The sequence below is a fragment of the Citrobacter sp. Ce119 genome (assembly GCF_030334525.1).
GTDB lineage: Bacteria > Pseudomonadota > Gammaproteobacteria > Enterobacterales > Enterobacteriaceae > Citrobacter > Citrobacter europaeus.
On sequence record NZ_JAOWDR010000060.1, the window covers coordinates 71,729 to 86,849 of the forward strand.

Annotated in this window: 9 protein-coding genes; all 9 read left to right on the forward strand. The window is 55.3% G+C overall.

Annotated elements, in window-relative coordinates; translation table 11 throughout:
* The first annotated feature begins 171 nt into the window (after positions 1 to 171).
* The 9 genes from OGV80_RS20730 (at position 172) to bamB (ending at position 15,033) form a co-directional block, all read left to right on the forward strand.
* Positions 172 to 5,106, forward strand: a complete 4,935-nt coding sequence (locus OGV80_RS20730) for an alpha-2-macroglobulin family protein (protein ID WP_286515675.1) — start codon at positions 172 to 174, stop codon at positions 5,104 to 5,106.
* Entirely contained in the window at positions 5,107 to 7,419 is a 2,313-nt protein-coding gene (pbpC, locus tag OGV80_RS20735) for a peptidoglycan glycosyltransferase PbpC (RefSeq protein WP_286515676.1), read from the forward strand. It begins immediately after the preceding gene.
* A gap of 137 nt (positions 7,420 to 7,556) precedes the next feature.
* Positions 7,557 to 7,988: a nucleoside-diphosphate kinase gene (gene ndk, locus OGV80_RS20740; RefSeq protein ID WP_003037710.1), complete on the forward strand. Its 432-nt coding sequence runs from the start codon at positions 7,557 to 7,559 to the stop codon at positions 7,986 to 7,988.
* Positions 7,989 to 8,239: 251 nt separating this feature from the next.
* Positions 8,240 to 9,406, forward strand: coding sequence for a dual-specificity RNA methyltransferase RlmN (rlmN, locus tag OGV80_RS20745; protein ID WP_003037713.1), 1,167 nt, complete (start codon positions 8,240 to 8,242; stop codon positions 9,404 to 9,406).
* Positions 9,407 to 9,690: 284 nt separating this feature from the next.
* Positions 9,691 to 10,680 (forward strand): cytoskeleton protein RodZ, encoded by a 990-nt coding sequence (gene rodZ / locus OGV80_RS20750; protein WP_043017187.1) that lies wholly within the window; start codon positions 9,691 to 9,693, stop codon positions 10,678 to 10,680.
* A 26-nt stretch (positions 10,681 to 10,706) separates the two neighbouring features.
* Complete coding sequence (gene ispG, locus OGV80_RS20755; protein ID WP_043017186.1) at positions 10,707 to 11,825, forward strand: flavodoxin-dependent (E)-4-hydroxy-3-methylbut-2-enyl-diphosphate synthase; 1,119 nt, start codon at positions 10,707 to 10,709, stop codon at positions 11,823 to 11,825.
* Positions 11,826 to 11,935: 110 nt separating this feature from the next.
* Complete coding sequence (gene hisS / locus OGV80_RS20760; RefSeq protein WP_043017185.1) at positions 11,936 to 13,210, forward strand: histidine--tRNA ligase; 1,275 nt, start codon at positions 11,936 to 11,938, stop codon at positions 13,208 to 13,210.
* Between the two features lie 13 nt (positions 13,211 to 13,223).
* Positions 13,224 to 13,844: a YfgM family protein gene (locus tag OGV80_RS20765; RefSeq protein WP_043017184.1), complete on the forward strand. Its 621-nt coding sequence runs from the start codon at positions 13,224 to 13,226 to the stop codon at positions 13,842 to 13,844.
* A 10-nt stretch (positions 13,845 to 13,854) separates the two neighbouring features.
* On the forward strand, positions 13,855 to 15,033 hold the full coding sequence (bamB, locus tag OGV80_RS20770; RefSeq protein WP_016153997.1) for an outer membrane protein assembly factor BamB: 1,179 nt from the start codon (positions 13,855 to 13,857) through the stop codon (positions 15,031 to 15,033).
* Positions 15,034 to 15,121 lie beyond the last annotated feature (88 nt).

Here is a 15,121-nt window from a genome sequence, read left to right on the forward strand (position 1 = left end):
TCGGACGTTTAGTACAAAGCGACAAGTAAAAGAGGCTGATTTGTCAGGCGAATCCACATTAATCACGAAAATTAGGACAACGTTGTTCATTTACTGGCTTCCACAGCCTGAAAACTAACGCATAATAGTTGTTCTACGTAGCTAACGGGCCACTGCGGCCAGGGATGAAAAATGAAACATTTACGCGTAGCGGCCTGCATGCTGATGCTGGCACTGGTTGGGTGCGATAATAATAATGAAAAATCACCGACGGCTGCGAAACCTGACTCGCCAGCTTCCCAGACTGCGCCAGTAAAAGACAAGGCCCAATTACAAAAGCTGATGCAGCAAAGCCAGGGCAAGTCGCTGACGCTGCTGGATGCCTCAGAGGTCCAGCTCGACGGTGCGGCAACGCTCGTGTTGACCTTCTCCATTCCCCTTGATCCGGAACAAGATTTTTCCCGCGTCGTGCACGTTGTTGATAAAAAAAGCGGTAAAGTGGATGGTGCCTGGGAGCTGGCGCCAAATCTGAAAGAGTTACGCTTACGCCATCTTGAACCCAATCGGGAACTGGTGGTGACTATTGAGCGTGATTTGCTGGCGCTGAATAAAGCGACGTTCTCTATAGATTATGAAAAAAACATTACCACCCGCGACGTTCAGCCAAGCGTAGGGTTCGCCAGTCGTGGCTCGCTGCTGCCGGGAAAAGTGATTGAAGGGCTGCCGGTTATGGCTCTTAACGTTAACAGCGTGGATGTGAACTTCTTTCGCGTGAAGCCTGAGTCGCTCGGCGCGTTTGTCAGCCAGTGGGAATACCGCAATTCGTTGGCAAACTGGGAGTCCGACAATCTGCTGAAAATGGCTGAACTGATTTATACCGGACGCTTTGACCTCAATCCGGCGCGTAACACCCGTGAGAAGCTGCTGCTGCCGCTGAGCGATATCAAGCCGTTGCAGCAAGCGGGCGTTTACATCGCTGTGATGAATCAGGCTGGGCAATACAACTACAGCAATGCCGCGACGCTGTTTACGCTCAGCGATATTGGTGTATCGGCGCACCGTTACCACAATCAACTGGATGTCTTTACGCAGAGTCTTGAAAACGGCGCCGCGCAGCAGGGTATTGAGGTCACGTTACTCAACGAAAAAGGGCAGACGCTGGCGCAGGCAACCAGCGACACTCAGGGTCATGTAACGCTTAAGACCGATAAAGACGCGGCCTTATTGTTGGCCCGCAAAGACGGACAAACCACGCTGCTGGATCTGAAGCTTCCGGCGTTGGACCTGGCTGAGTTTGATATTGCTGGCGCGCCGGGATATAGCAAACAGTTCTTTATGTTTGGTCCCCGTGACCTCTATCGGCCTGGCGAGACGGTGATCCTCAACGGATTACTACGTGACAGCGACGGTAAAACGTTGCCCGACCAGCCGGTGAAGCTGGAAGTCGTTAAGCCCGACGGACAGGTCTTGCGCTCGGTAGTTAGCCAGCCGGAGAACGGCCTGTACCGCTTTAGCTGGCCGCTGGACAGCAGCGCGCCAACCGGTATGTGGCATATTCGTGCCAATACAGGCGACAACCAGTCGCGGATGTGGGATTTCCACGTTGAAGATTTTATGCCGGAGCGGATGGCGCTCAATCTCACCGCCAGCAAAATGCCGGTAGCGCCAACTGATGCAGTGAAGTTCTCGGTAGTGGGCTACTACCTGTACGGCGCGCCCGCTAACGGCAATGCCCTGCAAGGGCAGCTTTTCCTGCGCCCGCTGCGCGAAGCCGTGCAGGCACTGCCGGGGTTCCAGTTTGGTAATATTGCCGAAGAAAACCTTTCCCGCAGTCTCGATGAAGTGCAGTTGACGCTGGACGATCACGGTCGCGGCGAAGTGACGACCAACAGCCAATGGCAGGAGACACATTCTCCGTTACAGGTGATCCTGCAAGCCAGCCTGCTGGAATCAGGTGGCCGTCCGGTAACGCGTCGGGCTGAACAAGCTATCTGGCCTGCGGACACACTGCCGGGTATTCGTCCGCAGTTTGCGGCAAAAGCCGTTTATGATTACCGCACTGATACCACCGTGAATCAGCCTATTGTCGATGAAGACAGCAACGCTGCTTTCGATATTGTGTATGCCGATGCGCAAGGCGATAAAAAAGCGGTGTCCGGCTTGCAGGTGCGTTTGATCCGTGAACGTCGTGATTATTACTGGAACTGGTCTGAAGGCGAGGGCTGGCAATCACAGTTCGATCAAAAGGATCTTGTTGAGGGTGAGCAGACCCTGGATCTTAAAGCGGATGAGACCGGTAAAGTCAGCTTTCCGGTTGAGTGGGGTGCCTATCGTCTGGAAGTCAAAGCCCCGAATGATGCGGTGAGCAGCGTACGCTTCTGGGCGGGTTATAGCTGGCAGGATAACAGCGACGGCAGTGGGGCAGTGCGTCCCGATCGCGTGACCCTGAAACTTGATAAACCCAGCTATCGTCCTGGCGATACCATGAAGCTACACGTTGCCGCTCCCGCTGCTGGCAAAGGTTATGCAATGGTGGAATCCAGCGAAGGCCCGCTGTGGTGGCAAGAAATAGACGTACCGGCGGATGGTCTCGATATCTCCATCCCGGTCGATAAAGCCTGGAATCGCCACGATTTGTATCTCAGTGCGCTGGTGGTTCGTCCTGGCGACAAGTCCCGTTCGGCAACGCCAAAACGGGCGGTCGGCTTACTACATTTACCGTTAGGCGATGAAAACCGTCGTCTGGCGCTAGCCCTGGAAAGCCCGGCGAAAATACGGCCAAATCAGCCGTTGACCGTCAAGATTAAAGCCAGCGTTAAAAATGGCGAGGTGCCAAAGCAGGTTAATGTGCTGGTCTCAGCCGTCGACAGCGGGGTGTTGAACATTACCGACTACGCCACGCCGGATCCGTGGCAGGCGTTTTTCGGGCAAAAACGCTATGGTGCAGATATTTATGATATTTACGGCCAGGTGATCGAAGGGCAAGGGCGCCTGGCGGCGCTGCGCTTTGGTGGTGATGGCGATGAATTAAAACGCGGCGGTAAGCCACCGGTCAATCACGTCAATATTGTGGCGCAACAGGCGCTGCCGGTCACGCTTAACGAGCAGGGCGAAGGTACGGTGACGTTACCGATTGGTGATTTCAACGGCGAGCTGCGGGTAATGGCGCAAGCCTGGACGGCGGATGATTTTGGCAGCAGCGAAAGCAAAGTGATTGTCGCCGCGCCGATGATTGCTGAACTGAACATGCCGCGCTTTCTGGCGGGGGGCGATACCTCGCGTCTGACGCTGGATGTGACCAACCTGACTGACAAACCACAAACGCTGAATATTAAGCTCGCGGCCAGCGGTCTGCTGGAACTCATGGGGCAAGATCCCGCCCCGGTGAATCTGGCGCCAGGCGTACGGACTACGCTGTTTATTCCGGTGCGCGCGCAGGAGGGTTTTGGCGATGGTGAAATTCAGGCAGAAATTAGCGGTCTGACTTTACCGGGTGAAACGCTGCCTGTGCAGCATAAACAGTGGAAGATTGGCGTGCGACCGGCATTCCCGGCGCAAACCGTGAATAACGGCGTCGCACTTCAGCCGGGGGCAACCTGGCAGCTTCCGGTCGAAGAACTGACCAATTTCTCCCCAGCGACGATGCAGGGGCAATTGCTGTTTAGCGGTAAGCCGCCGCTGAATCTGGCGCGCTACATCCGCGAACTGAAAGCCTACCCTTACGGTTGCCTCGAGCAAACGGCGAGCGGGTTGTTCCCTTCTTTATATACCAACGCCGCGCAGCTGAAGGCGTTAGGTATCGCGGGTGATAGCGATGAAAAACGCCGTGCGGCAGTAGACATTGGTATTTCTCGTTTACTGCAAATGCAGCGTGATAACGGCGGTTTTGCGCTGTGGGATAAAAACGGATCGGAAGAGTACTGGCTGACCGCGTATGTGATGGATTTCCTCGTGCGAGCGAATGAACAGGGCTACAGCGTCCCGGCGGAGGTGATTAACCGGGGTAACGAGCGGCTGCTGCGCTATTTGCAGGATCCGGGCATGATGTCGATTCGCTATACCGACGACGCATCTGCAAGCCGATTTGCCGTACAGGCCTACGCCGCGCTGGTGCTGGCTCGTCAGCAGAAAGCCCCGCTCGGTGCGCTGCGTGAGATCTGGGAGCACCGTGCACAGGCCGCTTCCGGTTTACCGCTGTTGCAACTGGGGATCGCGCTGAAAAACATGGGCGATGCCAACCGCAGTGAACAGGCGTTGACCCTGGCGCTGAATACACCACGTCGCGACGCGCAGCAGTGGATGGCGGATTACGGCAGCCAACTGCGCGACAACGCGCTGATGCTGGCCTTGCTGGAAGAGAACAAACTCAAACCTGACGTGCAGAATACCTTGCTGAACACCTTGTCAGAACAGGCCTTTGGGCAGCGCTGGCTCTCTACTCAGGAGAATAATGCGCTGTTCCTTGCCGCGCGTACGTTACAGGACTTGCCAGGCACATGGCAGGCGCAAACGTCACTCTCTGAACAACCGTTAGCCGGGGAGAAATCACAGACGCGGAATCTGGATGCCGATGCGTTGTCTACGCTGAGCGTCACCAATACCGGTAATCTGCCACTGTGGCTGCGTCTGGATGTGAGCGGTTACCCGCAAACCTCACCGACGCCTGCCAGCAACGTTTTGCATATTGAGCGTCAAATCCTGGGGCTCGACGGAAACAGCAAATCGCTGGATTCTCTGCGCAGCGGCGAGCTGGTGCTGGTCTGGCTGGAGGTGAAAGCCAGCCAGAATGTACCGGATGCGCTGGTGGTCGATCTACTGCCAGCCGGCCTGGAGCTGGAAAACCAGAATCTGGCCAACGGCAGCGCAAGCCTGCAGGATAGCGGTAGCGAAGTAGCGAATCTGCTCAATCAGATGCAACAAGCGGATATCCAGCACGTTGAATTCCGTGACGATCGCTTTGTTGCCGCGGTGGCGGTCAATGAAGGACAACCGGTTACGCTGGTGTATCTGGCGCGGGCGGTAACGCCGGGGACCTACCAGGTTCCTGTCCCGCAGGTGGAATCAATGTATGTTCCGCAGTGGCGCGCGACCGGTGCGACAGAGGGACTTTTGATTGTCAGACCGTAAATGATGCGCGGGTTGGGTAAACGCGGCTGCTGGCTCTGGGTGGCAGCCGTTGCGCTATTGTTTCTGGCGGCGGTTTGGGCGGCAGATAAAATCTGGCCGCTGCCGCTGCACGAAGTCGATCCGGCACGGGTCGTGGTGGCGCATGATGGTACGCCGCTGTGGCGCTTCGCCGATGCGGACGGTATCTGGCGTTATCCGGTGGCTATTGATGAGGTATCGCCTCGCTACCTTGAGGCGTTAATTAACTACGAAGACCGCTGGTTCTGGAAGCATCCCGGCGTCAATCCGTTTTCCGTGCTGCGCGCAGCGTGGCAGGACCTCTCCTCTGGGCGTGTGGTTTCGGGCGGCAGTACGCTCACCATGCAGGTAGCACGATTACTCGATCCCCATCCGCGAACCTTCGGCGGCAAGTTCCGCCAGCTCTGGCGCGCATTGCAGCTGGAATGGCACCTCTCCAAGCGCGACATCCTGACGCTGTATCTTAACCGTGCGCCATTTGGCGGTACGCTGCAGGGCGTGGGGGCGGCAAGCTGGGCCTATCTTGGCAAATCGCCCGCGCAATTAAGTTATTCCGATGCTGCGCTGCTGGCGGTGCTGCCCCAGGCGCCGAGTCGTCTGCGCCCGGACCGTTGGCCGGATCGCGCGCAAGCGGCGCGCAATAAAGTGCTCGAACGTATGGCGACGCAGGGCATTTGGCCTGCCAGCCAGGTACAGGAGTCGCGCGAAGAACCGGTCTGGTTGGCGCCCAGACAAATGCCGCAGTTAGCGCCGTTATTCTCGCGCATGATGCTGGGAAAAAGCCGAAGCGATAAAATCGTGACCACCCTTGACGCCGGGTTGCAGCGCCAACTGGAAGAGCTGGCGCAAAACTGGAAGGGGCGCTTACCTGCACGCAGTTCGCTGGCGATGATTGTGGTCGATCACACCGATATGAGCGTGCGTGGCTGGGTGGGGTCGGTAGATATGAATGACGACTCCCGCTTTGGTCATGTGGATATGGTGAATGCGATCCGTTCGCCGGGCTCGGTGCTAAAGCCGTTTGTATATGGTCTGGCGTTGGATGACGGACTCATTCATCCTGCTTCGTTGTTGCAGGATGTACCTCGGCGAACCGGGGACTATCGACCAGGGAATTTTGACAGCGGTTTTCATGGACCGGTGAGTATGAGCGAAGCACTGGTAAGGTCGTTGAATTTACCCGCCGTGCAGGTACTCGAAGCCTATGGCCCGAAGCGTTTTGCCGCATCGTTACGTAACGTTGGCTTACCGCTGTATCTACCCGCAGGGGCAGCGCCGAATCTGTCGCTGATTTTAGGCGGCGCGGGGGCAAGGCTGGAAGATATAGCCGCAGCCTACAGCGCCTTTGCTCGCCAGGGAAAAGCGGGAAAACTGCGTCTGCAGCCGGGCGACCCACTGCTTGAACGTCCGTTGATGTCGGCGGGCGCGGCGTGGATTATTCGCCGTATTATGGCCGATGAAGCGCAACCGCTACCGGATAACGCTTTGAGCAGAGTGGTCCCGCTGGCGTGGAAAACGGGCACCAGCTATGGCTATCGCGATGCGTGGGCGATTGGTGTTAACGCTCGTTATGTGATCGGTATCTGGACTGGCAGACCAGACGGAACGCCAGTTGTGGGCCAGTTTGGATTTGCCAGTGCCGTGCCGCTGCTTAATCAGGTCAATAATCTTCTGCTCTCTCGCGGGACAAATCAGCCGGAAGATCCGCGTCCGGTATCCGTTAGCCGTGGCGTGGTGTGCTGGCCTGGTGGGCAATCTCTTGCGCCCGGTGACAGCAACTGTCGACGTCGTCTGGCAACCTGGATACTGGACGACAGCCAGCCGCCAACGTTGCTATTGCCCGAGCAGGAGGGGGTGAGCGGCATTCGTTTCCCCGTCTGGCTGGACGAAGAAGGCAAACGTGTGGCGGCAGATTGCCCGCAGGCGCGCGAACAAACATTAATCGTCTGGCCTTTACCGCTGGAGCCATGGCTGCCGGAGTCAGAACGCCGTAGGGCGAGATTACCACCGGTTTCTGCCACGTGTCCGCCGCTGGGGCAGGACGATTCGCTGCCGTTGCAGTTGACAGGGGTGCGTGATGGCGCGATTGTGAGGCGTTTACCCGGTTCTGCACAAGCCTCATTGCCGGTACGAACCACCGGCGGGTCAGGTGAGCGCTGGTGGTTTCTCAATGGCGAAAGGCTGGATGAACGCGGACAACATCTTACGCTACGGCTGGCGACGAAAGGGGATTATCAACTGCTGGTGATGGATGACGCCGGGCAGGTGGCGACGGTGAGATTTTCGATGCAGTAGATCAGTTGGTGACTGTTTGTTGCTAAAATTCATCTTATTTTAAAGAAATGTTACCTTCATCAATAGTCAATTGCCGGGATGCTCTTTATAATCCGCGCCAGGTAAACCACAACAAAACATCTTTTTCAGAGGTAATCATGGCTATTGAACGTACTTTTTCCATCATCAAACCAAACGCGGTGGCAAAAAACGTTATTGGCAGCATCTTTGCGCGCTTTGAAGCAGCAGGGTTCAAAATTGTCGGTACTAAAATGCTGCACCTGACCGTTGAGCAGGCGCGCGGCTTCTATGCTGAGCATGACGGCAAGCCATTCTTTGACGGTCTGGTTGAATTCATGACTTCCGGTCCGATCGTTGTTTCTGTTCTGGAAAGCGAAAATGCCGTACAGCGTCACCGCGACCTGCTCGGCGCAACCAACCCGGCAAATGCGCTGGCGGGTACTCTGCGTGCAGACTACGCTGACAGCTTCACCGAGAACGGTACTCACGGTTCTGATTCCGTTGAATCTGCAGCGCGCGAAATCGCCTATTTCTTTGGTGAAGGCGAGGTTTGCCCGCGCACTCGCTGATAAGCTCGTCCTGTAGGCCGGATAAGCGTTTGCGCATCCGGCTCTGCTTTGCCTGATGGCGCCGCTGATGCGTCTTATCAGGCCTACGATCTTCCTTTACATATTATTTTCGCTAATGCTTCGTGCAAACGTGGCATCCCTGCGCCAGACTTTGTACAATGCAACGCCCCGGAAGAGCAGATCGCTTGCCGGGGCGTTTCTTTTTAACCCTCCACGGGCCACAACGTGTAACAACGAGGCCGGAAAAAATTATGTCTGAATTAGTTAACACCTCTGAAGTCGTCATTCCTGCGGTTCCAAATAAAAATGGAAAAATTAACCTGCTGGATCTGAACCGTCAGCAAATGCGCGAATTCTTCAAAGAGATGGGCGAAAAACCGTTTCGTGCCGATCAGGTCATGAAGTGGATGTACCACTATTGCAGCGATAACTTTGATGACATGACTGACATCAATAAGGTGCTGCGTAACAAGCTGAAAGAAGTGGCTGAAATTCGCGCCCCGGAAGTGGTGGAAGAGCAGCGTTCTTCTGACGGTACGATCAAATGGGCCATTGCAGTTGGCGATCAGCGCGTTGAAACGGTGTATATCCCGGAAGACGATCGCGCGACCCTGTGTGTTTCTTCACAGGTCGGTTGTGCATTAGAGTGTAAATTCTGCTCTACGGCGCAACAGGGCTTCAACCGTAACCTGCGGGTATCGGAGATCATTGGTCAGGTCTGGCGCGCGGCGAAAATCGTCGGGGCGGTGAAGGCTACGGGCGTGCGTCCTATTACCAACGTGGTAATGATGGGGATGGGCGAGCCGCTGCTCAACCTGACTAACGTGGTGCCGGCGATGGAAATCATGCTGGATGACTTCGGTTTCGGGCTGTCCAAGCGCCGCGTCACGCTCTCCACGTCAGGCGTGGTCCCTGCGCTGGATAAGCTGGGCGATATGATTGACGTCGCGCTGGCAATTTCTCTGCATGCGCCGAACGATGAAATTCGTGACGAAATTGTACCTATCAATAAAAAGTACAATATCGAAACATTCCTTGGCGCGGTTCGTCGTTATCTGGAGAAATCCAACGCTAACCAGGGACGTGTGACCATTGAGTATGTGATGTTAGATCACATCAATGATGGCACTGAACACGCGCATCAGTTGGCCGAGCTGCTGAAAGATACGCCGTGTAAAATTAACCTGATCCCGTGGAACCCGTTCCCGGGCGCGCCGTATGGTCGTAGCTCTAACAGCCGTATCGATCGTTTCTCCAAAGTGTTAATGAGCTATGGTTTTACTACCATCGTGCGTAAAACACGTGGCGATGACATCGATGCTGCCTGCGGTCAGCTGGCGGGCGACGTTATCGACCGTACCAAGCGTACTCTGCGTAAGCGTATGCAGGGCGACGCTATCGACATTAAGACCGTTTGATGTTGAGTGCACTACGGTACAATTCATGTACCGTAGTGTAATGTAAGCCATATGAGGTTTTTTGTTGTCGTCGTCAGGTCAATAATAACGGTGCGTTTTTGTCGACTTTAAGGCAGTATGTAACGGCGCAACAAGCGTTTAGCCCTCAGGCTTACGCTGTTTTGTCATTGATAGTCTGACCGTTTTATACTGTCTGACGAAGGTTAACTGACCAGATGTTTCGCGGTGTGGGTGAGCATTGTGGCTCGCCGGCATCAGAACCCAAATTTACGCAGCTGTAGCGAATGAATACTGAAGCCACGCACGACAAAAATGAAGCACTATCCACCGGCGTTCGTCTGCGCAATGCCCGTGAACAACTCGGATTCAGCCAGCAGGCAGTCGCGGAGCGACTTTGCCTGAAGGTCTCCACGGTACGCGATATTGAAGAAGATAAGGCGCCAGCCGATCTCGCTTCAACATTCCTGCGCGGGTACATCCGTTCTTATGCGCGTCTGGTGCATATTCCTGAAGAAGAACTGTTGCCAGGGCTGGAAAAACAGGCTCCGATTCGTCCTGCCAAAGTCGCGCCGATGCAGAGCTTCTCGCTCGGTAAGCGTCGTAAGAAACGCGACGGCTGGTTAATGACCTTTACCTGGCTGGTACTGTTTGTCGTTGTCGGGCTGACAGGCGCCTGGTGGTGGCAAAACCATAAAGCGCAGCAGGAAGAGATCACCACCATGGCCGATCAATCCTCCGCTGAGCTGAATGCCGGTAAAGAGGGTGCGCAGAACGTACCGTTAGATACCAGCGCCGCAGCGGGCCAGGAGACGACTCCGGCACCGGACGATGGTGCAGTGGCGGACGCAGCGCCTACGGCAGATGCGGCAGCGACCCCGGCACCTGCCGCTGATGCGCAGCAGAACGCCGTTGTGGCGCCTTCTCAGGCTAACGTCGATACCGCAACCGCAGCGCCAACTACCGCAGCACCGCTGCCGACCGATCAGGCTGGCGTGACTACGCCAGCTGCCGATCCTAACGCGCTGGTGATGAACTTTACCGCCGATTGCTGGCTGGAAGTCACCGATGCGACCGGTAAAAAACTGTTCAGCGGGATGCAGCGTAAAGACGGCAATCTGAACCTGACCGGTCAGGCGCCGTACAAACTGAAAATTGGCGCTCCGGCGGCAGTGCAGATTCAGTTCCAGGGTAAACCTGTCGATCTGAGTCGTTTTATCAGAACTAACCAGGTTGCGCGTCTGACCGTTAATGCCGAACAATCACCGGCTCAGTAACAGACGGCAATGCGGGAGATTTTTTAATGCATAACCAGGCTCCAATTCAACGTAGAAAATCGACACGCATTTACGTTGGGAACGTGCCGATCGGCGATGGCGCGCCCATCGCCGTACAGTCGATGACCAATACGCGTACCACGGATGTGGAAGCGACGGTTAATCAGATCAAAGCGCTGGAACGCGTAGGCGCAGATATTGTTCGTGTCTCTGTACCGACAATGGATGCCGCAGAAGCGTTCAAGCTTATCAAACAGCAGGTTAACGTCCCGCTGGTTGCCGATATTCATTTCGACTATCGTATCGCGCTGAAGGTGGCGGAATACGGCGTTGATTGTCTGCGTATTAACCCTGGCAATATCGGTAATGAAGAGCGTATTCGCATGGTAGTGGACTGCGCTCGTGATAAAAATATTCCTATCCGCATCGGCGTCAACGCCGGATCGCTGGAAAAAGATCTGCAGGAAAAATACGGTGAACCTACGCCGCAGGCGCTGCTGGAATCCGCTATGCGCCACGTGGATCACCTCGATCGTCTGAACTTCGATCAATTCAAAGTCAGCGTTAAAGCGTCTGACGTTTTCCTCGCCGTTGAATCCTATCGCCTGTTGGCGAAACAGATCGATCAACCACTGCATCTGGGGATCACCGAAGCCGGTGGCCTGCGTAGCGGTTCGGTGAAGTCCGCCATCGGCCTTGGCCTGCTGTTATCTGAAGGGATCGGCGACACGCTGCGTGTTTCTCTGGCGGCCGATCCGGTGGAAGAGATCAAAGTAGGCTTCGATATTCTGAAATCGTTGCGCATTCGCGCGCGCGGGATCAACTTCATCGCTTGCCCAACCTGTTCGCGTCAGGAGTTTGACGTTATCGGTACGGTTAACGCGCTGGAGCAACGTCTGGAAGATATCATTACGCCAATGGACGTTTCGATCATCGGTTGCGTGGTAAACGGTCCTGGGGAAGCGCTGGTTTCTACGCTGGGTGTGACGGGCGGTAACAAGAAAAGCGGTCTGTATGAAGACGGCGTGCGTAAGGACAGGATCGATAACGACGACATGATTACGCAGCTTGAAACCCGCATTCGCGCTAAAGCAAGCATCCTGGACGAAGCGCGTCGTATCGACGTGCAGCAGCTTGAAAAATAACAACGTGATGGGAAGCGGCGTGCTTCCCGTGTATGATTGAACCCGCATGGCGCCCGTATTGTTCGGGTTAGCGCTGAGGGTTCATTTTTATATTCATAAAGAGAATAAACGTGGCAAAAAACATTCAAGCCATTCGCGGCATGAACGATTATCTGCCTGGCGAAACCGCCATCTGGCAGCGCATTGAAGGCACTCTCAAAAACGTGCTCGGTAGCTACGGTTACAGTGAAATCCGCTTGCCGATTGTAGAGCAGACCCCGTTATTCAAACGCGCGATCGGTGAAGTCACCGACGTGGTTGAAAAAGAGATGTATACCTTTGAGGACCGTAATGGCGATAGCCTGACGTTGCGTCCTGAAGGGACTGCGGGCTGCGTACGCGCCGGCATCGAACATGGTCTCCTGTACAATCAGGAACAGCGTCTGTGGTATATCGGGCCGATGTTCCGCCACGAACGTCCGCAGAAGGGACGCTATCGTCAATTCCATCAGCTGGGTGTCGAAGTGTTTGGCCTGCAAGGCCCGGATATCGATGCGGAACTGATCATGCTGACTGCTCGCTGGTGGCGCGCGCTGGGTATTTCTCAGCATGTCAGCCTGGAGCTGAACTCAATCGGTTCGCTTGAAGCCCGCGCAAACTACCGTGATGCGCTGGTCGCCTACCTGGAACTGCACAAAGAGAAACTGGACGAAGACTGCAAGCGTCGTATGTACACCAACCCGCTGCGCGTTCTCGACTCCAAAAACCCGGAAGTACAGGCTCTGCTCAACGACGCGCCAGCACTCGGCGACTATCTGGATGACGACTCTCGCGAGCACTTCGCGGGTCTGTGCAAACTGCTGGAGTCCGCAGGTATTGCCTATACCGTCAATCAGCGCCTGGTTCGTGGTCTTGATTACTACAACCGCACCGTATTTGAGTGGGTCACCAGTAGCCTGGGCTCTCAGGGTACCGTGTGCGCCGGTGGGCGTTACGACGGTCTGGTTGAGCAACTTGGCGGTCGTGCAACTCCGGCCGTGGGCTTTGCCATGGGCCTCGAACGTCTTGTTTTGTTAGTTCAGGCAGTTAATCCGGAATTTATTGCCTCCCCTGTTGTCGATATATACCTGGTCGCTTCGGGGACGGACACGCAGTCGGCGGCAATGCGGCTTGCAGAACGTCTGCGCGATGAAGTTCCTGGTGTGAAACTAATGACCAACCACGGCGGCGGCAACTTTAAGAAACAGTTTGCCCGCGCCGATAAGTGGGGCGCCCGCGTTGCACTGGTACTGGGCGAGTCCGAAGTGGCTGACGGTACTGTTGTAGTGAAGGATTTGCGCTCTGGTGAGCAAACGGCAGTAGCGCAGGATAGCGTTGCCGCGCATTTGCGCACTCTACTGGGCTAAGGAGAAGGACAGCGTGGAAATTTACGAGAACGAAAACGACCAGGTTGATGCGGTAAAACGCTTCTTTGCTGAAAATGGCAAAGCGCTGGCTGTTGGGATCATTTTAGGGGTTGGCGCGCTGGTTGGCTGGCGTTACTGGACCAGCCATCAGACGGAGTCCGCACGCTCTGCTTCCCTGGCGTATCAAAATACGGTGACTGCGGTTAGTGCGGGTAAACCGGACAGCCTTCCTGCTGCAGAGAAATTTGCCGCAGAAAACAAAAATACCTACGGCGCGTTAGCTTCTCTGGAACTGGCGCAGCAGTTTGTTGACCAAAATGAACTTGAGAAAGCCGCAAGCCAACTGCAACAAGGCTTAGCTGCAACCAGCGATGAAAACCTCAAAGCGGTGATCAACCTGCGTCTGGCTCGTGTTCAGGTTCAGCTTAAACAAGCCGATACCGCGCTGAAAACGCTCGACACCATTAAAGGTGAAGGCTGGACGGCCATTGTTGCCGATCTGCGCGGTGAAGCGTTGCTGAGCAAAGGCGACAAACAAGGTGCGCGTAGCGCATGGGAAGCGGGCGTGAAAAGCGATGCCTCTCCTGCTCTGAGCGAAATGATGCAGATGAAAATCAATAATTTGTCCATCTGAGAGGGACCCGATGCAATTGCGTAAATTACTTCTGCCAGGGCTGCTTTCCGTTACCCTATTGAGCGGCTGTTCACTGTTTAGTGGCGAAGAAGATGTCGTTAAGATGTCCCCATTACCGGTGGTTGAGAACCAGTTTACTCCGTCTACGGACTGGAGCACCTCCGTAGGCAACGGTATTGGTGATTTCTATTCCAATCTTCATCCTGCGCTGGCGGATAACGTTGTCTATGCAGCCGATCGCGCCGGTGTCGTTAAGGCGTTGAATGCGGACGACGGCAAAGAAGTCTGGTCTGTTAATCTGGGTGAGAAAGACGGCTGGTTCTCCCGCGCATCTGCACAGCTTTCTGGCGGTGTAACCGTGTCCGGCGGACATGTTTACATTGGCAGCGAAAAAGCACAGGTTTATGCGTTGAATACCAGCGACGGGACCACTGCGTGGCAGACGAAAGTTGCCGGTGAAGCGCTGTCTCGCCCTGTTGTGAGCGATGGCGTGGTATTAATCCACACCAGCAACGGTCAGTTGCAGGCCTTGAACGAAGCTGATGGTGCTATCAAATGGACCGTTAACCTCGACATGCCTTCTCTGTCACTGCGCGGCGAATCTGCCCCAGCGACCGCCTTTGGCGCAGCTATTGTCGGCGGTGATAACGGTCGCGTGAGCGCAGTGCTGATGCAGCAGGGCCAGATGATTTGGCAGCAACGTATTTCTCAGGCGACAGGTCCAACGGAAATCGATCGTCTCAGTGACGTTGATACCACGCCGGTTATCGTCAATGGCGTTGTTTATGCGCTGGCTTATAATGGTAACCTGACGGCGCTGGATCTGCGCAGCGGCCAGATTATGTGGAAACGTGAACTGGGCTCGGTGAATGATTTTATCGTCGACGGCAACCGTATCTACCTGGTTGACCAGAACGACCGCGTACTGGCACTGACCACCGACGGCGGCGTGACGCTGTGGACGCAAAGCGATCTGCTGCACCGTCTGCTGACGTCCCCGGTATTGTATAATGGCAATCTGGTCGTCGGTGATAGCGAAGGCTACCTGCACTGGATTAATGTTGACGATGGCCGTTTTGTTGCCCAGCAGAAAGTTGACAGCTCTGGTTTCCTGACCGAGCCGGTCTCTGCTGATGGTAAACTGCTGATCCAGGCGAAAGACGGTACGCTGTACTCTATTACGCGTTAATCGTCCCGGCCGCTCGCTTTGAAAAACGGCTCCTGGTGCAGGGGCCGTTTTACTGTTTTTAACAACGGCGCAAAATGTGCCCGTTGTC